General features: G+C 37.7%; 22 protein-coding genes and 1 pseudogene. 12 read left to right on the forward strand and 11 right to left on the reverse strand.

What is annotated here, in order from left to right:
- Positions 1-23: 23 nt before the first annotated feature.
- Both tal and fbp read right to left on the reverse strand, forming a co-directional pair.
- Positions 24-1,169, reverse strand: a complete 1,146-nt coding sequence (gene tal / locus H5968_RS21510) for a transaldolase (protein WP_187041590.1) — start codon at positions 1,167-1,169, stop codon at positions 24-26.
- A 314-nt stretch (positions 1,170-1,483) separates the two neighbouring features.
- Positions 1,484-2,521 carry a class 1 fructose-bisphosphatase gene (gene fbp / locus H5968_RS21515; protein ID WP_187041591.1) on the reverse strand — a complete coding sequence of 346 codons (1,038 nt, stop codon included), beginning with the start codon at positions 2,519-2,521 and terminating at the stop codon, positions 1,484-1,486.
- Positions 2,522-3,658: 1,137 nt separating this feature from the next.
- Between fbp and H5968_RS21520 the strand changes: the two genes are divergently transcribed.
- Positions 3,659-3,949 carry a nucleotidyltransferase family protein gene (locus H5968_RS21520; RefSeq protein WP_187041592.1) on the forward strand — a complete coding sequence of 97 codons (291 nt, stop codon included), beginning with the start codon at positions 3,659-3,661 and terminating at the stop codon, positions 3,947-3,949.
- Positions 3,946-4,290, forward strand: a complete 345-nt coding sequence (locus H5968_RS21525; RefSeq protein WP_096566081.1) for a DUF86 domain-containing protein — start codon at positions 3,946-3,948, stop codon at positions 4,288-4,290. The genes H5968_RS21520 and H5968_RS21525 overlap by 4 nt, the downstream gene beginning before the upstream one ends.
- A 159-nt stretch (positions 4,291-4,449) precedes the next feature.
- On the opposite strand, the gene H5968_RS21530 is transcribed toward H5968_RS21525, so the two are convergent.
- Positions 4,450-4,914, reverse strand: a complete 465-nt coding sequence (locus tag H5968_RS21530; RefSeq protein WP_187041593.1) for a DUF29 domain-containing protein — start codon at positions 4,912-4,914, stop codon at positions 4,450-4,452.
- A gap of 226 nt (positions 4,915-5,140) precedes the next feature.
- Between H5968_RS21530 and H5968_RS21535 the strand changes: the two genes are divergently transcribed.
- From H5968_RS21535 to H5968_RS21545, 3 genes are all read left to right on the forward strand, one after another.
- Positions 5,141-5,443: a glutaredoxin family protein gene (locus H5968_RS21535; RefSeq protein WP_187041594.1), complete on the forward strand. Its 303-nt coding sequence runs from the start codon at positions 5,141-5,143 to the stop codon at positions 5,441-5,443.
- A 32-nt stretch (positions 5,444-5,475) separates the two neighbouring features.
- Positions 5,476-6,960, forward strand: coding sequence for a UDP-N-acetylmuramoyl-L-alanyl-D-glutamate--2,6-diaminopimelate ligase (locus H5968_RS21540; RefSeq protein WP_187041595.1), 1,485 nt, complete (start codon positions 5,476-5,478; stop codon positions 6,958-6,960).
- Positions 6,961-7,154: 194 nt separating this feature from the next.
- Positions 7,155-7,676, forward strand: a complete 522-nt coding sequence (locus tag H5968_RS21545) for a photosystem I assembly protein Ycf3 (protein WP_137669138.1) — start codon at positions 7,155-7,157, stop codon at positions 7,674-7,676.
- Here the strand turns inward: H5968_RS21545 and H5968_RS21550 are convergent.
- Positions 7,673-7,846, reverse strand: coding sequence for a hypothetical protein (locus tag H5968_RS21550; protein ID WP_187041596.1), 174 nt, complete (start codon positions 7,844-7,846; stop codon positions 7,673-7,675). The genes H5968_RS21545 and H5968_RS21550 overlap by 4 nt on opposite strands.
- A 24-nt stretch (positions 7,847-7,870) precedes the next feature.
- On the opposite strand from H5968_RS21550, the gene gatC reads away from it, so the two are divergent.
- The gene (gene gatC, locus H5968_RS21555) at positions 7,871-8,161 is read left to right on the forward strand and encodes an Asp-tRNA(Asn)/Glu-tRNA(Gln) amidotransferase subunit GatC (RefSeq protein WP_096566073.1); all 291 of its coding nucleotides are present in this window, start codon (positions 7,871-7,873) and stop codon (positions 8,159-8,161) included.
- 340 nt (positions 8,162-8,501) lie between these two features.
- On the opposite strand, the gene H5968_RS21560 is transcribed toward gatC, so the two are convergent.
- Positions 8,502-8,663, reverse strand: coding sequence for a hypothetical protein (locus H5968_RS21560; protein ID WP_187041607.1), 162 nt, complete (start codon positions 8,661-8,663; stop codon positions 8,502-8,504).
- Positions 8,664-8,762: 99 nt separating this feature from the next.
- Between H5968_RS21560 and H5968_RS21565 the strand changes: the two genes are divergently transcribed.
- Positions 8,763-9,560, forward strand: a complete 798-nt coding sequence (locus tag H5968_RS21565) for an S-adenosyl-l-methionine hydroxide adenosyltransferase family protein (RefSeq protein ID WP_187041597.1) — start codon at positions 8,763-8,765, stop codon at positions 9,558-9,560.
- Positions 9,561-9,602: 42 nt separating this feature from the next.
- A protein-coding gene (locus tag H5968_RS21570; protein WP_187041598.1) for an IS1 family transposase occupies positions 9,603-10,294 on the forward strand; the annotation gives its coding sequence in 2 pieces (ribosomal slippage) (positions 9,603-9,938 and positions 9,941-10,294; 690 coding nt in all).
- A gap of 25 nt (positions 10,295-10,319) precedes the next feature.
- Here the strand turns inward: H5968_RS21570 and psb28 are convergent.
- The 5 genes and pseudogenes from psb28 to H5968_RS21595 form a co-directional block, all read right to left on the reverse strand.
- Positions 10,320-10,445: pseudogene (psb28, locus tag H5968_RS21575) on the reverse strand (photosystem II reaction center protein Psb28); the annotation flags it as partial.
- 201 nt (positions 10,446-10,646) lie between these two features.
- Positions 10,647-12,269: a serine hydrolase gene (locus tag H5968_RS21580; RefSeq protein ID WP_187041599.1), complete on the reverse strand. Its 1,623-nt coding sequence runs from the start codon at positions 12,267-12,269 to the stop codon at positions 10,647-10,649.
- A 301-nt stretch (positions 12,270-12,570) separates the two neighbouring features.
- The gene (locus H5968_RS21585; protein ID WP_187041600.1) at positions 12,571-13,332 is read right to left on the reverse strand and encodes an RNA methyltransferase; all 762 of its coding nucleotides are present in this window, start codon (positions 13,330-13,332) and stop codon (positions 12,571-12,573) included.
- A 100-nt stretch (positions 13,333-13,432) separates the two neighbouring features.
- On the reverse strand, positions 13,433-13,942 hold the full coding sequence (locus H5968_RS21590) for a DUF29 domain-containing protein (RefSeq protein WP_187041601.1): 510 nt from the start codon (positions 13,940-13,942) through the stop codon (positions 13,433-13,435).
- 123 nt (positions 13,943-14,065) lie between these two features.
- Entirely contained in the window at positions 14,066-15,175 is a 1,110-nt protein-coding gene (locus H5968_RS21595) for an S-(hydroxymethyl)glutathione dehydrogenase/class III alcohol dehydrogenase (RefSeq protein ID WP_187041602.1), read from the reverse strand.
- A 336-nt stretch (positions 15,176-15,511) separates the two neighbouring features.
- On the opposite strand from H5968_RS21595, the gene H5968_RS21600 reads away from it, so the two are divergent.
- On the forward strand, positions 15,512-16,795 hold the full coding sequence (locus H5968_RS21600; protein ID WP_187041605.1) for a valine--pyruvate transaminase: 1,284 nt from the start codon (positions 15,512-15,514) through the stop codon (positions 16,793-16,795).
- Between the two features lie 54 nt (positions 16,796-16,849).
- Positions 16,850-17,542 (forward strand): ribosome maturation factor RimM, encoded by a 693-nt coding sequence (gene rimM, locus H5968_RS21605; protein WP_187041606.1) that lies wholly within the window; start codon positions 16,850-16,852, stop codon positions 17,540-17,542.
- 45 nt (positions 17,543-17,587) lie between these two features.
- Here rimM and H5968_RS21610 read toward each other — a convergent pair whose 3' ends face one another.
- Positions 17,588-18,505: a sugar kinase gene (locus tag H5968_RS21610; RefSeq protein ID WP_187041603.1), complete on the reverse strand. Its 918-nt coding sequence runs from the start codon at positions 18,503-18,505 to the stop codon at positions 17,588-17,590.
- Between the two features lie 20 nt (positions 18,506-18,525).
- Here H5968_RS21610 and H5968_RS21615 point away from each other — a divergent pair, with 20 nt between their 5' ends.
- Positions 18,526-19,167: a PH domain-containing protein gene (locus H5968_RS21615; RefSeq protein WP_236104057.1), complete on the forward strand. Its 642-nt coding sequence runs from the start codon at positions 18,526-18,528 to the stop codon at positions 19,165-19,167.
- Between the two features lie 150 nt (positions 19,168-19,317).
- Positions 19,318-20,175: a 16S rRNA (cytidine(1402)-2'-O)-methyltransferase gene (gene rsmI / locus H5968_RS21620; RefSeq protein ID WP_187041604.1), complete on the forward strand. Its 858-nt coding sequence runs from the start codon at positions 19,318-19,320 to the stop codon at positions 20,173-20,175.
- Positions 20,176-20,699 lie beyond the last annotated feature (524 nt).

Consider the following 20,699-nt stretch of genomic DNA (forward strand, 5'->3'; position numbering starts at 1 on the left):
CTGCTCCCCCTGTCCCCAGTCCCCTATACTGGTGACAATACCTTGAGTTTCTCTTCTAAAGAGTTCATTAGGGACTGGAAGGGTTGAACAAACTTATCAATACCCTCTACAAGTAGTTCTGACATCACTGCTTCAATATTGATGTTGATGTCAGGATCTTTTAAGCTTTCGATGAGGTTATGAGCTTCTGCAACTCCTGTTTCTAAACTGTCGCTCACATGACAATGATCAGCACAGGCTTTAATAGTCCCAGGTGGTAGAGTGTTTACGGTGTCATGTCCGATTAATTCATTAACATACATGACATCGCTATAACTGGAGTCTTTGGTGCTGGTACTTGCCCAGAGGAGACGTTGCACCTTTGCCCCTTTAGCTGCTAATGCTTGCCACCTATCACTGGCAATTATATTTTGATATTCTTGATAGGCGATTTTTGCATTAGCGATCGCAATTTTTCCTCTGACTGCCCTCAATCTTGCTTCGTGGTTAATATCATCAACGCCTTTCTGCAATTTAGCATCAATCTTAGCATCAATGTTGGTATCAATCCGACTCAAGAAAAAGCTGGCTACGGAAGCAATTTTACTAATGTCCTGACCTTCATTTACCCGTTTTTCTAAACCCCGAATATAAGCCCAAGCTGCATTGACATAGCTTGCTACTGCAAATAACAGGGTAATGTTAACGTTAATTCCTGCGGCTATTGTCGCCTCTACAGCAGGTAAACCAGCATTAGTTCCCGGAATTTTAATCATCACATTTTCCCGCCCAATTTCTTGGCAATAGCGACGGGCTTCATTTATTGTAGCTTGGGTATCATGGGCAATGGTGGGAGGAACTTCAATACTCACATAACCATCAAGTCCCTTAGTGGCATCATACACAGGGCGCAGAATATCACAAGCATTGCGGATATCTGCGAAAACCAGAGATTCATAAATTTTGTATGTGGGTAAACCAGCACGCATCCCCGCTTCAATGTCAGCATCATAAATGCCATTCCCAGTAATTGCTTTTTCAAAAATGGCTGGGTTGGAGGTAATACCAGAGATTCCTTGATTTTCTACTAGGTTTTGCAGTTCCCCTGATTCAATAATGTCACGGCTTAAATTATCCATCCAGATGCTTTGTCCGTGGTTTTTGATCTCTAATAAATGATTGGTTGCCATAACTATTTTTTAACTCCTATTAACATTGTTTTTTGTGAAGTTGAGAAGTTTACTCATCCTAATTTCTTGATGGAGAAACGCCAATTTTTATGAATGAACCGCAAAGTACGCAAAGTACACGAAGGAAGAGGGAAGAAAAGAGGGAGAAAAGAAGTTATCAATCAAATAATTCGGCGTTTCTTGACCAGGAAATGGTTTAATTGAGTGTATTTTTCACTTCACATCCAAACATTGCTAGTCCTACATTCCAATCCCAATGTGCCAATGTTTAGCTTCGATTACTGGCCATACTAAATGCTTTTACTGGATTTTGCCTACTGACCTTTTTGCATAAATGACTCGACTTTGGCTACATCCTGTTGACTACCAATAATTAACGGTGTCCGTTGGTGTAGTTTGGTTGGTACTACATCTAAAATATCCTTTGTTCCAGTAGTAGCGCGACCTCCAGCTTGTTCTATCAAATATGCTAAAGGTGCAGTTTCATAAAGTAGTCGTAGTTTCCCTTCGGGTTTTTGTAATGTACCCGGATAGAGAAATACACCACCTTGTACTAAAATTCGGTGAATATCGCTGACCATCGCCCCACTATAACGGGCAGTATAACCTTCTGTCCGATGCACATAACGAATATACTCTCTAAAGGATTCTTCCCACTGCCAGAAATTTCCTTCATTAACACTATAAACAGCACCATGTTCAGGAATTTTCACGTTTTCTTCTGTGAGAATAAATTCTCCTAAACTGGGATCAAGGGTAAAGAAATGTACACCTTTACCAATACTGTAAACCAGCATGGTACTTGGTCCATAAAGAATATAACCTGCTGCTAGTTGTTTCCGTCCATGATTTAATAAGTCTTTAGCTTCACCATCTAAGTCTGTTCCTTCTTGTTGACGGATGGAAAAAATTGAACCTAAACTGAGGTTAATATCTGTGTTAGATGAACCATCAATGGGATCATATAATAGGGTATAACGTCCAATAGGGCAGTTTTCGGGGATGTAATAAGGTTTTTCCATTTCTTCCGAAGCCAAGCGACAAACTAAGCCACTTTGCTTAAATACGGAAATAAACACTTCATTTGCATAGACATCCATTTTTTTCACAGATTCACCTTGGACATTCACTTCCCCTGTGAAACCCAGAACATCTTCCATTAAACCTGCACGGGTAAACCGTCTGGCAATCAGTTTACCAGCTAAGGCGATGCGATTCATTAACGCACTCAAATCCTGTGCTTCTGGTCCAAAACTCTGGAGTTGTTGGAGGACATGACGGGATAAGGTTGTACAATCTCGGTCTAAGGTTTTATCACTGGATAAATCTAACGTTTCTGCTACTTGAGTCATTTTGGTTACTTCCTGGGATTTTGCTATGAGGCCATGTTTATCTATAGTGGTTTTTAGCTGCTATCTCTATCTTAGAAAGGTATTTGGATAACTTAAATGTGATTTTAGATAAACTAAAGAATTGATATTCTCGTTCCTATACTCTGTATGGGGATCAATTATGGAAGGCTCTGCGTTCAATGAAGATAGAGGGAGCAAGTCCTAAGTTGACAATTTCATAGACAAAACTATACTTGTATTGACAAAAATCAATATATTTTTAGGAAAAAATCAACTACTTGATATATAATACGGTGATATCAAGTATTGAATTGAGACTATTGCCGACGCGAAAACCAAGCAATGATGGTGGTAGTCTTTTTCAGAAACTTAATTGGAACACAATCGCGTCTGGCTAAGGCGTGAAAGTCTACTGAGGGATAACTGCTCCCATGCTCCCGTTGAAGTAGAAAGTAAAGTCTAGTTTTGTCTAGGTTTTATATAGCAGAACCTCGATAATGGCATTCCCAGTCTGAGACTGGGAACGAGATAACCCACAAATCCAAATTTTTCAAGTTTCTGCTACTACTGGTGTGGGTTGGGGTGAGTGGTATGGGTGGTTAAGTAAAAATGTGAATAATTCAGTTGATTTGATATCTGTGTAAATTCAGGAAAAAATACCTAACTATTTACAAAATTAGGTATTTTTTCTTATTTACTTTTTAAGTAAAAGTGCTATATTAAATTCTGCACTGTTTCGACAAACTGATACACAAACAAAAGCTGAGAAATTCAGCAAAAAAGTTTCAGAATATGCAACTTCAAAAGAGGTGATATATTCTTTAAGCAAGGAAATTGGTGAACCTAAAGAAACTGAAACCGAAGAAGAGTTTATAGAAAGAGCAAGTAATGTACTTAGAAACTTGTTAAAGAAAAAATTTAATGTTTAGATATAGAATAGCATTTTAAAAGTTTTAACCAAGTTCTCTGAGACTGAAAGCGATCGCCCAAAGCTTCCTGTCTAAATGTTTTGTCACGATATTAGATCCCCGACTTCTTTTTTTATCTTGTCAGTAAATGATAAATTAATTGGAGAAGTCTGGGATCTGGGCGTGATTTTAGGTTACAATAGAAGCATTAATTTTAATAAATAACGTTATGGGAATTAAAGAAGTATTACTACCATTTCGTGAGGAAATATTCAAAATTGCTGCTAAATATGGAGCTTATAATCTACGGATTTTTGGTTCAGTTGCTAGAGGTGAAGCAACACCAGATAGTGATGTAGATTTTTTGGTGGAACTAGAACCACATCGCAGTTTATTCGATTATATCGCTTTAAATCAAGATTTGGCAGCATTATTAGGACGTAAAGTAGATATTGCTGAACCTGAAAATTTACATGATTTAATTAGAGATAAAGTATTAAGTGAAGCTGTACCATTATGAAAGATGAACGTTTATATTTAAGTAATATTAAAGAATGTATTGAACGGATAGAAGAATATACTCAAGGTGGAAAAGAAGAATTTATGCAAACCAAGATGATTCAAGATGCTGTGATTCGCAATTTTGAAATCATTGGGGAAGCGACAAAAAGATTATCACCTGAATTAAGAAGTCAATATTCTGATATTCCTTGGCAACAAATGGCAGGTTTACGAGATGTATTAATTCATGATTATTTAAAGGTGAATTTGAATTTGGTTTGGCAAATTATTGAGCAAAATTTATCTGATTTAAAATTACAAGTTACACAGATATTACAAAATTTAGGTGATGCTCGTTAAATGTCTTCAATAAAGATAGAGGCAGAGCCTCTATAAGACCATTCCCAGTCTGAGACTGGGAACGAGACAACAAAACAACCTAAAATAGAAATAAGAGTATTCAGATAAAATAACATCCTGAAAATCCTTTAATCCTGGAAATCCTGATTCAGACAGTTTCTACGGTAAATAATCTGGATTAAGAACATCCGTAACAGAGAAAGGAGGGTTTTCAGGAAATAAATTAGGAGATAATTGATATCTTTTCAGAATATATTGCCTAGCTTTTTGATAACATTCTTCAAAAATATCATCCAGCATATTTCTTAAACTCGGACTATCTTCCAGAGTTAATTCTATTTGTAATCTTTGTTCCGCAACTGTATTACGCCATCCTCTAGCATTATTTTCTTTTTCTAACTGCCAATATTCCAGTTTTAATATATGCTCAATTAAAGTTATTAAACGACTTTTCAATTCTTTTTTCTCGCTTCTACCTATGCTGTTGATTTCTTCTATCAAATTTTTAATATCTAATTCATCAAATTTATTGTTTTCTAATAAATTGGCTGTTGTTTGTAGCCAAAGATAGAAATCCTGTTCGTACAGTTTTTTTGAGTCTATTTCTATTTTTAATTTTTCCATAGTTTAGTTACTATTTAAATCTAGATTTTCTGTTATTATACCACAGTTAGCAAAGCTGCCTCTACAATCATTAAAAAACTATAGTGATCCGATTTGATTCATGAATTTTTCGTGGAGGCAGGGAACAGGGAACAGGGAACAGGAAAGAAGGCTTTCCGTGTGTACTGAGTTCTGTATGGCTACGCCACGCAAGCTATCAAAAATCAAATAGGAGTCCTATACTAACATGAAGCGAATTATCCTCTACAGTAAACCCGGTTGCCATCTCTGTGAAGGTTTACAAGAAAAACTAAAACAGATAACGAGTATTGCTTTTGATTTGGAAATACGTGATATTACAACTCGTGAAGACTGGTTTAATGCTTATCAGTATGAAATTCCAGTTTTGTTTTTATCGAACCGCCCAGACGCAGAGGGCGCAGATGTGTTACAGCCTATACCTCGTCCTTCTCCTCGCGCAAATGTTCGGCAGTTGGAACAATTGCTTTTAAAATATATTCCCAATACAGAAAATAATCATGCAGAATAGGCGCAAGGTTAGCTTGTGGCGAGGTGCGATATATGAATTTACGGGAATTATTAGCGGTTGTTGATGGTTTAGAATGTCCTCAGTCCGCTGATGTGGAAGTTCAGGGGATCAAAACTAACTCCCATGCTTGCGGTGTGGGAGATTTGTTTATCGGAATGCCAGGAACTAGAGTAGATGGGGGTGAGTTTTGGGAGAGTGCTTTAGCTGCTGGTGCTGTTGCTGCTATTATCTCTCCAGATGCGATCGCCAAATATCCACCTAAACAATCGGAAATGGTGATCAGTGCCAGTAACATGAATAAGGTCTGCGCGGAAATTTCCGCAGCTTTTTATGGTTATCCTGGACGAAAGCTCAAAATGGTGGGCGTTACCGGCACGAACGGTAAAACCACAACTACCCACCTGATTGAATATTTTCTCACAAAAGCTCATTTGGCGACGGCTTTGTTAGGAACTCTTTACACTCGTTGGCCTGGTTTTTCCCAAACTGCTGTTAATACTACTCCTTTTGCGGTAGACTTACAGCAGCGTTTAGCTCAAGCTGTTGATGCTGGATGTGAGTTTGGGGTAATGGAGGTTAGTTCTCACGGTTTATCTCAAGATCGGGTTTTGGGTTGTCCTTTTGAAGTCGCTGTATTTACCAATCTTACTCAAGATCATCTTGACTATCACAAGGATATGGAAGATTATTTTGGGGCTAAGGCTTTGTTATTTAGTCCTGATTATCTCCAAGGTAGAGCAATTATTAATGCTGATGATGAATATGGTAAACGTTTAATTGCTGGCTTAGGAAAAGATCGGGTTTGGACTTACAGCGTTAATGATCATACTGCTGATTTGTGGATGAGTGGTTTAAATTATCAGCCAACAGGTGTGAGCGGAATTTTACATACTCCTAAAGGTGATGTCGCTTTTAGTTCTCTTTTGGTGGGACAATATAATTTAGAAAATCTTTTGGCGGCTGTGGGTGCGGTTTTACATCTAGGTTTAGATTTACAGGTAGTGGCAAAATCTATACCTGATTTCCCTGGAGTGCCAGGAAGAATGGAACGGGTGCAAATTAGCGATCATCAAGATATTAGCGTAATTGTGGATTATGCCCACACTCCTGATAGTTTAGAGAATTTACTGAAAGCTGCACGTCCATTTATACCGGGAAGAATGATTTGTGTGTTTGGCTGTGGAGGAGATAGAGACAGGACGAAACGCCCAAAAATGGGGAAAATTGCCGCAGAATTAGCGGATATTGCGGTAGTAACGTCAGATAATCCCCGCACAGAAAACCCTGATAAGATTTTAGAGGATATTTTGGCTGGTATTCCTGATGTTGTGCAAGCGGTGGTAATTGGCGATCGCGCTACTGCCATCCGTACTGCTATTTTGGAAGCTCAACCCGGTGATGGTGTATTATTAGCAGGTAAAGGCCACGAAGATTATCAAATTTTGGGTACGGAAAAAATTCATTTTGATGATCGAGAACAAGCACGGGAAGCTTTACAGGAAAGAGGTGACAGGTGACAGGTGACAGGTGACAGCAAAGAGACAGGGAAACAGGGAGTAGGAAGCAGGGGAGGTATGGGAGGAAAGGGAAGTTCATAACCCAGTCCCCAGTCCCCAGCGATGCACTGAGCTTGTCGAAGTGTCCCCAGTCCCCAGTCACCTAATCACCCAAAATCAGCTAGATTAACTTGTAGGTTAAAATAGGGGCAAATATGCCAAGAACACAGAAAAACGATAACTTTGTTGACAAGTCTTTTACCGTTATGGCAGATATTATTCTCAAAATACTGCCAACTAACAAGAAAGCGAAGGAAGCTTTTGTTTATTACCGTGATGGTATGTCAGCCCAAGCTGAAGGCGAATATGCTGAAGCTTTAGAATATTATGAAGAAGCTTTATCTTTAGAAGAAGATTCTAACGACAAGAGTTTTATCCTTTATAATATGGGTTTAATTTATGCTAGTAATGGCGATCATGAAAAAGCTTTAGAATTTTATCATCAAGCAATTGAATTAAACCCCCGTCTACCCCAAGCTTTAAATAACATCGCTGTAATCTATCACTACAAAGGTGAAAAAGCTAAAGAAGAAGGAGATAATGACGCTGGTGAAGCGTTGTTTGATCAAGCTGCGGATTATTGGATTAGAGCGATTCGTTTAGCTCCCAATAACTATATTGAAGCACAAAACTGGTTAAAAACTACCGGGCGATCGCAAATTGACGTATTCTTTTAATTTGGTGATGGGTGATGGGTGACTGGTGACTGGTGACTGGTGACTGGTGACTGGGTAAAAACTAAATTCTTACTATATATTCCCAATTCCCAATTCCCAATTCCCAATTCCCAATTCCCAATTCCCAATTCCCAATTCCCAATTCCCAATTCCCAATTCCCAATTCCCAATTCCCAATTCCCAATTCCCTAAAAATGATAGATCGTGAACAAGTCCATAAAGTTGCTAACCTCGCTCGGTTAGAATTAACACCAGAAGAGGAAGAAAAATTTACTACTCAACTTGGTAGTATTTTAGAATATATCGAGCAACTGAGCGAGCTTGATGTTGCTGATGTACCTCCCACAACCAGAGCGATTGATGTTAGCAATATAACAAGAGAGGATATATTAAAACCCTATACTAACAGAGAGGGTATTCTTAACAGCGCACCTGAACAGGAAGGTGATTTTTTCAAAGTTCCTAAAATCCTCAATGCTGAATAAATAACAATTAACAATTGATAATTGATAATTGATAATTGATAATTGACAATTGTTTAATTCAAGGTTTCAACCCTCCCCTTTCAAGGGGATAAAACCCAAAAAAATCCGCTTTTTCAATATTCTTCCTCATTGTCAATTGTTCATTGTTAATTGTCGATTATTGAAAAACTACCAAAATTAAACAAATTTTAGGAAGTTTCAGGGGAATTATCTTCCCCTGGTTTCTTGTTGAGTCTTGATTTTACGACCCCATAACAAAACTTGCTTTCGCAGGTAAACACACAACCAAACTAAAAAGCCTAAAAAATTAACATGAATAAACATCAATATTGAAAATACTTCATTGGTAATAAGCTTGTTCAGCTTCTAACTGACGAATCAAATTTTCATCACCTTGAGATTTTGCCACCTGTAAACGATGTTCAACGCTTTTTTTCATACTTTGTCTGTGTGCTTCTTCAGCTTTTTGAATTGCTTGTAGTCTATTTCTACTCATTGCCATAATTTTTACCTTGATCCTCTTGATTTCGATGTCATGTCTTGATAACATAACACATTTTTGTAGTTGTTGTTACAGAAAATTTTTAATAATTGTAAATCTATGAATCAAGTAAATATCTTGACTTTGTTAAGTGATTTTGGATGTAATGATATATATGTCGGAGTAATGAAAGGTATAATTTGCCAAATTAACCCAAATCTGACCTTAATAGATTTAAATCATCAAATTCCACCGCAAAACATCGCCGCAGCTAGATTTTCCTTGATGAATGCCTATCCTTATTTTCCCCAGGGTACGGTACATTTAGCAGTAGTAGATCCGGGGGTGGGTAGTCAAAGGAGAGCGATCGCTCTAAAATTAGATCAAGGTTATCTTGTCGGACCAGATAACGGCATTTTTAGCGGTATAATTGCTGAAAATAAAGTAATAACAGCAGTAGAGTTAACAAACTCTCAGTATTGGCGAACATCTCAACCTAGCAGCACCTTTCACGGTAGAGATATTTTTGCACCTGTCGCAGCACATTTAGCAAGTGGTGTATCTGTGCAAAACTTAGGCAGAGAAATCAATCCAGAAACTTTGGTAAAATTAGATATTGGCGAATGTCGAGAAATTACTAACGGTATAGCAGGTTGTATTCACTATATAGATCACTTTGGTAATTTAATCAGTAATATTCCTGGTAGGTTTGTGGAGGGTAAAACCTGGTGTGTAGAAGTTCAAGGTTTGCAAATACCAGGATGTGAAACTTACAGTGATGTGGAAGTTGGGGAAATTTTAGCTTTGGTTGGTAGTCATGGATGGGTAGAAATTGCTGTATATAAAGGTAATGCACAGGTACAATTGCAGAGAAAATATTTAGATCATTTACAAATCTTGTTTTTGGGAGATTGTTAATTTGGCGTTGCATAATAGAGGGATGAATTGAGGGTTGATACGGTGCATTGTCCATACTGTGGGTCTACTGAGATTAGAAAAAATGGAAAACGCAGAGGTAAACAAAATCACATTTGCGTCAAATGTGGTCGTCAGTTTATAGATGTTTATAGTCCACCAAGAGGATACTCAAATGAAGTGAAACAAGATTGCTTAAAATCCTACGTCAATGGGATGGGATTTAGAGCCATAGAACGTACTCAAGGTGTTCATCATACAACTGTAATTTCTTGGGTTAAACAAATTGGTGAGAAATTGCCAGATGCACCACCAATTGAGGAAATACCAGAAGTAGGTGAATTAGATGAATTAGAGACTTTTATTGGCTCAAAAAAAACAAAATTTGGTTGTGGACAGCAGTAAATCACTTTAGTCAAGGGATTTTAGCTTGGGTTTTGGGAGACCACAGTGCGGAAACTTTTCAGCCTTTGTGGGATATTGTTAAACTCTGGCAATGCTATTTTTATGTCACTGATGGATGGAAAGTTTATCCTAGTTTCATTCAACCAGAAGACCATATTGTGAGTAAAACATATATGACTAGAGTTGAAGGAGAAAATACACGTTTACGTCATTATCTAGCACGTCTACATAGAAAGACATTATGTTATTCTAAATCCGTAGATATGCTTAAATATTCAGTTAGATTATTACTTCATTATTTGAAATATAATCAAATACCCGTGTTCAACTAATTCATCCCACACTTATGCAACGCCCTTTTAATTGTTCAAATTGCATAACTACAATGCGTTTACCAGTGCGGGTTTCTCTTCGTAAACTCACGTTACTCAGTTCTTCAAATAAACCTGCAAAAAATTGAATTGATGGAGGAGTAGATGTCATGATTAATTGGTGATTGGTAATGGGTAATGGGTAATGGGTAATGGGTAATTGGTAATTGGTAATGGGTAATTGGTAATTGGTAATTGGTAATAGATTAATCTAAAATCTAAAATCTAAAATCCAAAATCTAAAATCCAAAATCCAAAATCCAAAATCTAAAATCTAAAATCTAAAATCTAAAATCTAAAATTCTCCTGACTCCTATCTTGGTGGATAATATTGTGGAGTCATCATAGGAGGTTGATAAGTACCCATCGGTACATTATTAACCATACCATTGGGTGGTATTGGACTCATTACCTGGGGTTGAATGAAAGGTTGAATGAAAGGTTGAACTGGTTGAACTGGTTGAACTGGTTGAACTGGTTGAACTGGTGGTTGAAAACTTGTGGATGGTGGATTAGTTGATGGTGGATTATTTGTAGGAGTGGGGGGTGTGACATTCGTTTGACTAAAGTTTTCGTAAGCAGCTTTAGAAATAGAACTAATCAGTGTTTCCGCAGCAGAATCATTATGAGGACGTTTTACCATGACAGCAGTAATGTAACGCTTACCGGTGGGGATATCAATTAAACCTGCATCTCCTAACATTGTGCCAATATCACCGGTTTTATGATATGCTCTTGCTCCTTCTCCTAACCCAGAAGGTATGAGAGTATTTCTTTCTGTGCGACGCATGATATCTAACATTAAATCACGCGATCGCATACTGACTAAATTACCTTGATTCACTTTAGCAATTAAATCTGCTAATTCTTTGGGTGATGTGGTGTTTGTACCTTCTAAATCTGGTAAAATATTACGAATAGCTGTAGTTGTTAATCCCCAACTGCGAAAACGCCCATTTAATACTTCCTGGCCTCCCAGTCTGGTAATGAGCATATTTGTGGCAGTGTTATCACTGATAGTCATCATTTTTGTGGCTACATCCAACGCTGTGTATTTACTACCCACAGGTTGAGTGCGTAAATTACCAGAACCTCCTGCCACCATTTCCTTTTCCATAGTCAGCATTTCATCCAAGCGAATTTTTCCCCCATCGACATCTTGGAAAAAAGCTACTAAAATCGGAATTTTGATGGTGCTGGCAGCAGGAAAACTTGTACTAGCATTAATATCTACATAATCACCTGTATCTAAATCTACCATGAAAACCCCAGGCGTTAGACTTGGGTTGGCGGTAGCTAGATTTTGTAAAGTAGATTTTAAAGTGGTAATTTCTTGAGCTAAGACTAAACCAGAACCAGATGCTTGGTTATTAGCATGAGATTGGGTGATATTGGTCTGAGATGGAGATGCAGAGGTTGTAGTGATGCGATAAGCAGGGTCTAATATTGATAATATCGTGCCGACAATTGCACCTAGTCCGATACCAACAATCAATAAACGCAAGGTATACAATACAGCCTTAGCCATTGGCTTTAATCGCGTTTTCCGTGATGATTGCCTGGTTACTTTTAGCTTGCCTTGCTTTTGTACACGCACTGTTTTTAATTTCCCTGTAACCGATTGTGGCATTTTGGTTGACATATTTGCCCTTGGTTTAGGGATGGGTTTAACAGCTGTCGGCATGACTAACCGGCTTGATGGTCTTCGCCCCTCAGTTGTAACATTAGCAGAACTGATAGGATTGTTTAACCTTGTGAGTGCTACAGTTTCGCCTCTGTTTGCACCCTGCTGTTGCTTCCTGGCTTGTTTTTGTCCTGCCTTTTGGGACTGTTTTTGGGGTTGTCCTTGGTCTTGGCTTTGAACAGGACGCGGACGACGACGCTGGGAAGACTGCCGTTTTGACACAGCTATTAGTTTGTCATTTGATTCTGACACTGCTACTCCTTAGTTACCCACTCGACTGTTTTGTTTGTCAAATTTCGACCCAAAACTAACTACACTATGCACCTTGATACTCAGAACCCCTTCTGTTACTAAGCAGCATTTTTCAGTTTAGTGTAAGTCATAATCAATGCTTTTGGAAGATGATATCTAAAAAATATATAGGACTCCTATTTGATTATTGAAAAAACTCCGTACACCAAAATTCTCTAAAAGCCTTTTGCATGAGTGCCTCTTGCCTGCCTACACAGATAAATGATAAATTCAGAAGTCAAACCCGATGACTATAGTTCCATCATAGTCCTGAGTTTTCTAAGCTGTTGTAATTTTGAATTGCCCATTGTACTTGTTTAATCATACCTCTGAGCATAGCAACTTCCGTGGTTTGTAGGTGGGCGCGGTTATATAAATGGCGGAATTTTTCCATCCTACTGGCTGCTGTGTGGGGATAAAGATAACCTATGGCAAGTAGTAGAGATTCTAATTCCTGGTAGTAGGGTTCTACAGTGTCCAAGGGTGCTGTTTCTGTTGTCGGTGTTTTCTGGGTGATAAAATTTTCCGCTAGTTGTGATAATTCGTAACAACAGATTGACACCGCAGTAGCTAAGTTTAATGATGGGTATTCGGGATTTGTAGGAATAAATACTAACTTTTGGGCATAATTGATTTCTTGATTGGTTAATCCCCGATCTTCTCTACCAAAAATTAATGCTGTGGGTTTTTCTGGTTCTGCTAATAACCAGGGGAAGGCGTGACGGGGTTTTTCTAAGGGTAATTCTCCGCTATAATCTCTACCTATGGTAGCGATCGCACGGGTACATCCTGTTAATGCTTCTGGTAAAGTATCAACTATGACTGCATTTTCTAATATTTCTTTAGCGTGAACTGCCATTTTTAAGGCTTCAAAAGATAGGCGATCGCACTGCGGATTTACTAAGATTAAATCACATAAACCAAAGTTTTTCATCACTCTGGCAATTGAACCTACATTTAATTCTCCTGCTGGTTCTACTAAGATAATTTTGATTTTCGAGCAGGTTGTTTTTTCTGTTGTCATAAAAGATCAAGGAGTCAGGAGTCAGGAGTCAGGAGTCAGGAGTCAGGAGTCAGGGGAAAGTTAATAAACCAATTACCAATTACCAATTACCAAATAAAGTTTATTTTATTAAATCATCAGTTGCAGGTTCACCGGGTAAAAAGCTATCTTTGACAATTTCATCTAAACTATAATTACATTGTTCTGGAAATGTTGAAAATGGTAAGTTTGTTTCTCCTGATGCTAAATCTCTACCATTTTCATAAGCTTCACTGTTCAATATTTCTAGTTGAGATTTTAAACTAGGATTTTCATTTAATAATTTTAAGATATCCCTTCTTTGAATGCGAATTGTTGCTAACCAACTGCGACTGCGTTTACCTGGTTGATATTCCCATTTTAATAAATGTCCGATTAAAATACTCAGACGGTTTCTTAATTCTTGTCGTTCCTTTCTACCCAAAGATTCAATTTCCTCTATTAAATTTGATAAGTCTAAATCATGCCATTGTTGATGTCGTAGAAAGTTAGCTTGTTGTTGAGTCCATTGATAAAAGTCAATTTCATAGAGATGATCTTGAAAATGATCTTTCAGGTTTGCTGCGGTTGGTTGAATTTTAGGGATTTGCATAATCAAAAATCTGGTGAACTGTAATAATTATAATATATACATCATGGAATAGGTGACAGGTGACAGGTGAAAGTTCATAGATAATTATTTGTTACCAATTACCAATCACCAATTACCCATTACCTAAAAGGTCACCACACTTCTTATTGATTCCCCTCTGTGCATTAAATCAAAAGCATCATTAATTTTTTCAATGGGCATTACATGAGTAATTAAATCATCAATATTGATCTTTCCATCCATATACCAATCTACAATTTTCGGTACATCTGTCCGCCCTCTTGCACCACCAAAAGCTGAACCTTTCCAAACTCTTCCAGTTACTAATTGAAAGGGACGAGTGCTAATTTCTTGACCTGCACCAGCTACCCCAATAATAACACTTACTCCCCAACCTTTATGACAACATTCTAAAGCCTGACGCATAACTTTTACATTACCAATACATTCAAAAGAATAGTCAGCACCACCTTTAGTTAAATCTACTAAATAAGCAACTAAATCACCTTCAATTTCGTTAGGATTGACAAAATGTGTCATGCCAAATTTTTCAGCTAAGGCGCGTTTTTTGGGATTAATATCCACACCCACAATCATATTTGCACCTACCATTTTCGCACCTTGGATCACATTTAAACCTATTCCCCCCAAACCGAAAACTACGACATTTGCACCAGGTTCAACTTTAGCTGTATTAATAACTGCACCTATGCCCGTAGTTACACCACATCCGATATAACAAACTTTATCAAAAGGCGCATCTTCCCGAATTTTAGCAACTGCAATTTCTGGTAACACCGTATAATTAGCAAAAGTAGAAGTACCCATATAATGATGAATCATGTCACCACCAATACTAAATCTACTCGTACCATCGGGCATCACTCCCCGTCCTTGGGTAGCGCGAATAGCTTGACAGAGATTGGTTTTAAAGCTTAAACAATATGCACACTGCCGACATTCGGGAGTGTATAAAGGAATGACATGATCTCCGGGTTTAACACTTTTGACACCTTCCCCCACTTCCACAACCACACCAGCGCCTTCATGACCTAAAATAGCGGGAAATAAACCTTCTGGATCTGCACCAGAAAGGGTATAAGCATCAGTATGACAAACTCCACTAGCTTTAATTTCTACTAATACTTCCCCCGCTTGTGGTCCTTGGAGTTGCACGGTTTCAATGGTTAGTGGTTTTCCTGCACTGTAAGCGATCGCTGCTTTCACTTCCATTATTCACTTCTCCCCTAAATTAACTGATCTAATCTAAAGTTAATACTACTGTCACCTGTCACCTGTCACCTGTCACCTACTCACTCAAGATTTTTTCTGAGCGATCGCTTGCCAAACTCTATTACCGTATAGTACATTAGTACCGATTACAAGAGAAACCCCCCAGTCTCACAAACTTGGGTTATTATTTACTTCTAACTCCTGACTCCTATTCCTAACTAGCAACTTGGGTTATTATTTTTGAATGTTTTTTCAATGATTTTCGGGTACGGTGATTCGCAGATTTTGTTAAAATCTAAATCTCAATAACAATTCCTTTATTTTGTAACAAACATGATGAAACCTGCCCTTACTAAAATCGGCACTCAAATGTCTAACTTGACTGGCGTAAGAGCGATTATGAAAGATATTAATGAAACACTCCGAGCCAATCAGGGGCAGGTATTGTATAATTTGAGTGCGGGTAATCCCCTGATTTTACCAGAGGTTGAGCAGTTATGGCGTGACTGTACCGCAGATTTGTTAGCTAGTTCTGAGTATGGTGAAGTTGTTTGTCGTTACGGTTCTTCTCAGGGTTATGCACCTTTCATTTCCGTGATGGTGAAGGATTTTAACGAGCGTTATGGTTTAAATTTAACAGAACGGAATATTTTAGTTACTGCTGGTAGTCAAACTATTTATTTCTACGCTGCTAACGCTTACGGTGGCTATACTAATGATGGGGATTTAAAAGAAATTGTTTTACCTTTAAGTCCAGATTATACAGGTTATGGTGGGGTGAGTTTATGCCCAGAAGCATTAATTGCTTATAAACCTACTTTAGATATTGACAGCGCCAATCATCGTTTTAAATATCGTCCTGATTTTAGCCAACTTTCGATTACAGAATCAACCGGTTGTGTGATTTTCTCCCGTCCTTGTAACCCCACAGGTAACGTTTTAACTAATGATGAGGTTGAAAAAATCGCCGCTTTAGCTGCACCTTACAATGTACCAGTTTTGATAGACTCAGCTTATGCGCCTCCTTTCCCAGCGTTAAATTTTACAGAGATGAAACCTGTATTTGGTGATAACATTCTTCATTGTATGAGTTTATCCAAGGCAGGTTTACCAGGGGAAAGACTGGGGGTAGCTATCGGTGATGAAAAACTGCTGCAAGCTTTAGAGTGTTTCCAAACTAATGCAGGGATACATTCTTCTAGATATGGTCAGGCGATCGCTGCTCGTGCGATAGAATCAGGTGCATTAGCGGATATTGCGGAAAATGTGATTAGACCTTTCTACAAGAATAAATTTGATGTATTAGAAAGTACATTGGAAGCAGCTATGCCTAAAAATTTACCTTGGTTCTTACATCGGGGTGAAGGTGCAATTTTTGGCTGGTTGTGGCTGCAAGATTTACCGATGACTGACTGGGAATTTTACCAGGAATTAAAGAAAGTGGGTGTGATTGTTGTTCCTGGTAGTGGGTTTTTCCCTGGTTTAAAAGATGAGTGGCATCACAAGCATCAATGTCTGCGTATCAGTTTGACTGGTAGTGATGAGGAAATTACTATCGGTATGCAGCGTTTGGCTAAGGTAGCAGAACAGGTTTATCAACGTGAAGCGGTGAGTGTGTAAGAAGGCAGGAGGCAGGAGGCAGAAGGCAGGAGGTAAGAGGATTTAATGAACCAAATGAACCACGAAGACACGAAGGACACGAAGAGAAGAAAGCAGGGGAGCAGGGAGCAGGGAGCAGGGGGAAAAAAGAAAAAGTCCCCAGTCCCCAGTCCCCAGCGATGCACTGAGCTTGTCGAAGTGTCCCCAGTCCCCGATCTTGATCACTGGATCGAGATTGGTAAAATTGTTGCACCTCAAGGTTTAGGCGGGGAGGTGCGGGTTTATCCTAATACTGATTTCCCGGAACGGTTTGAGGAGGCGGGTACTCGCTGGATGTTGCGGCCAGGGGAGTGTGAACCGCAACCGGTGGAGTTGTTACAAGGGCGGTATCTGGAGGGTAAGAATTTATATGTGATTAAATTGGAAGGGATGAGCGATCGCACTGCTGCGGAAAATCTGCGAGATTGTCGGTTGTTTGTCCCTATTAGCGATCGCCCAGAATTGGAAGAGGGGGAATTTCATGTTATAGATTTAATAGGATTGTCTGTTTTCATGCAGGAATCTGGGGATTTAATCGGAACAGTTGTAGATTTATTACCTTCTGGTCATGATTTATTAGAGGTGAAGTTTGATCCTGCTTTTGATGAAAAAAAAGCTGGAAAAACTGTTTTAATTCCTTTTGTCATGGAAATTGTTCCTGTTGTTGATTTGGAAAATCGGCGGATTGAAATTACTCCTCCTCCTGGTTTATTATCAATTAATGATTAACAGTATTTAATCAAAAATTCTTGTGGGGTAGACATCTTGACTACCCTACTGATCAATTGATAATTGACAATTGACAATTGATAATTGTTTCATCCAACGACGTGAACCAAAATATTTACAAGCTTCCGCAGCAATATTACTTGCTAATTCCAAGGATTGAGGAAAGTTATTTTGTAGGATATAATGACAAAAAGCACCATGAAAAATATCACCCGCGCCTAATGTATCAATGGTTTTAATTTTGGGAACATTAATCAACCCTTTTTCTTTATTACTTAAATATTCTATGGGTTTTTCTCCATGAGTAATGGCAATGTAAGGGATGTTAAAACCTTGCAAATAATTAAAAATATCTGCTTGATTTTTGCAGTTGGGAGGATAAAAGTTAGCCGAACAAATAGCATAATCTACAAAAGGTAAAATTTCTTCAAAACCTGCTTTCCAACTTCCTCCATCAATGACAACAGGAATATTTTTATTTTTCTTTTTATTTTTCTTTTTATTTTTCGCTTTTTCGGCAATGATTTTACTTACTGCCATTTGATGTCCATCAATTAAAATAATATCAATATTATCTAATATATCATCAGGAATAGAGTTAATATCAGCTTGGGTTTTTACGGCATTTATAGAAATTACTGCTCTTTCTCCTGTACCTTGGGTGACAATAATTGAAGATACTGGTGGGGATGTTTGTTTATTAGGATCTAAGTCAATTATTCTTACTTGGTAATTTGCTAAATCTGTAGTAATTAATTGTGTCATGGAATGAGAACCCAGAACACCTAAAAGTTGAGATTTATTACCCAAGTAACTAAATGTAACAGATGCGTTGGTTGCTGGTCCACCTGCTGCTACAGTATAATCATTAGCAACTAATTTTTGATTGTTCTGGGGTGGTGATTGGGCAAGGTAAATGAAATCTAAAGTAATTAAACCGACAAATAAAGCTGATTTAGTCATTGGTGATTGGTGATTGGTGATTGGAAAATTATACAGGAGAAACAGAAATTATGTTTAAGAACATGGCAATGGACGCACTGGGTTTAAGTGATATTGGTGCTGTGATTAAACCAGAAGATTATAATAAGGTTGATAGTGATGATTACGTAATGCACGAAGAAGGGGAAAAAATCTACTTTTTGATTAAATCAAAAACTGATGAATACTGTTTTACAAATTTAGCATTAATCCATCTTGATGGTAGTTCTGCTATGAGCAAAAAACGGTTACTAAATCGTTATAGCTACAGTCAAAATATCATTAGAGATGTAAGGTTAGAAACCGCAGGAACGGTAGATTTAGATATTGAAATTAAGTTTGTTATGGGGGATAAATCCTATTCTATTGATGTGGCAAAAAATTTTATTGCTCCCTTAAAAGATTTATACAAAGCATTGGTAAAAATTTCTTCCATTCAAAAAGAAAATGGAGTTTATTACCAATATGCTCAAACTAGCTTAAATACTGCTTCTAGTACAGTAGGTAGAGCAACTAATATTTCCACTTCAGAAGAACAGTTTAAGGCTATTAACTGGTATGCTTTTAATTGGTTAAAATATGCCCATGAAACTTATGTGAGAAAAGATTTTGGGGAAATTTTTGAGAAGTTTATTAATAATTAAGCAAGCATTCAGCTATCAGTAATCAGCTATCAGTTTTATTATCAAATAAGCAAAATTTTATTGATTTTTTTAGTTGTTTGCTGATAGCTGACGGCTGAATGCTTACACAAAAACAGCCTTCTACCTGTTGTCTTCTAAAAAATAATAATTATGGCAACTGAACCCAAACCAGGAACATTATACATTGTCGGGACACCGATTGGAAATCTCGAAGATATGACTTTTCGGGCGGTGAGAATATTACAATCTGTAGATATGATTGCGGCTGAAGATACCAGACATACAGGAAAATTGCTGCAACATTTTCAAATTAAAACACCGCAAATGAGTTATCATGAACATAATCGTAATAGTCGCATTCCTGAAATATTAGAATCTTTAAAATATGGAAAAGCGATCGCATTAGTTAGTGATGCGGGAATGCCAGGAATTTCTGATCCAGGATATGAGTTAATTAAAGCTTGTGTAGATGCAGAAATTGATGTTGTTCCTATTCCCAGTGCGACTGCTGCCATTACCGCTTTAAGTGCTTCTGGTTTACCCACAAATCGGTTTATATTTGATGGATTTTTACCTGCAAAAAGTCAACACAGAAGGGAATATTTAGAATCTTTGTTAATAGAAACCAGGACATTAGTATTTTATGAATCACCCCATCGGTTGCGGGAGACATTAAAAGATTTAGGAGATATATTAGGGAGCGATCGCCAGATAGTAATAGCTAGAGAATTAACTAAATTATATGAAGAATTTTGGCGAGGAACAATAGAAGAAGCGATCGCCCATTATCAACAAAAAGAACCCCAAGGAGAATATACCCTGTTAGTGGCAGGAATAGAACCCAGCAAACCACAAATTACAGAAGCAGAACTCAAAGCCGAACTATTAGCAATGATGAAACAAGGTGCTTCTCGTTCTCAAGCAAGTAGACAATTAGCAAAAGAAATATCAATTTCTCGGAATAAATTATATCAGTTGGCATTAACAATTGAAATAGATAATGAATAAAATTAATCTGCGTTTATCTGCGTTCAATATCAAAACAAAAAAAACAGGAGAAGATAAAAATAAATCTTCTTCCTGGTTAATAGCTACTAACACTTATTTCTCTGCGTTCTCTGCGCCTCTGCGGTTCGTTTCTTCCAAAAAATTAAGACACAAACGCAAAATCTGTATTTACATTCAAACCAATCACACCATTAACAACAGCAACAGTTTGACCAAGTAAACGCAAATTCTGGAGTCACGCCGAACAAAGTCTTGTACATGAGATCATATATCTCAGTATTATCCAGAGTGCTAGGTAATTCACCTGCATTCATCCCATAAGCTTTAGAACCCACATTCCGCACCCTCAACTGTCACAGATCAAAAAAGCCATTAAAGTAGTACATAATAACTAAAGGTAACTTAAAAGTTAAGAGGCTTAATGAGAGTAAATAGCATTAAGCTGGGTATGGAGTGAGAAAGTGAAACTTCGTAACGGGACACAGAGAGAAGATTCAATAGGAAAAAAATTCATTGTTCAGAAA

It is taken from the genome of Sphaerospermopsis sp. LEGE 00249, from assembly GCF_014299995.1.
Taxonomy (GTDB): Bacteria; Cyanobacteriota; Cyanobacteriia; order Cyanobacteriales; family Nostocaceae; genus Sphaerospermopsis; species Sphaerospermopsis kisseleviana.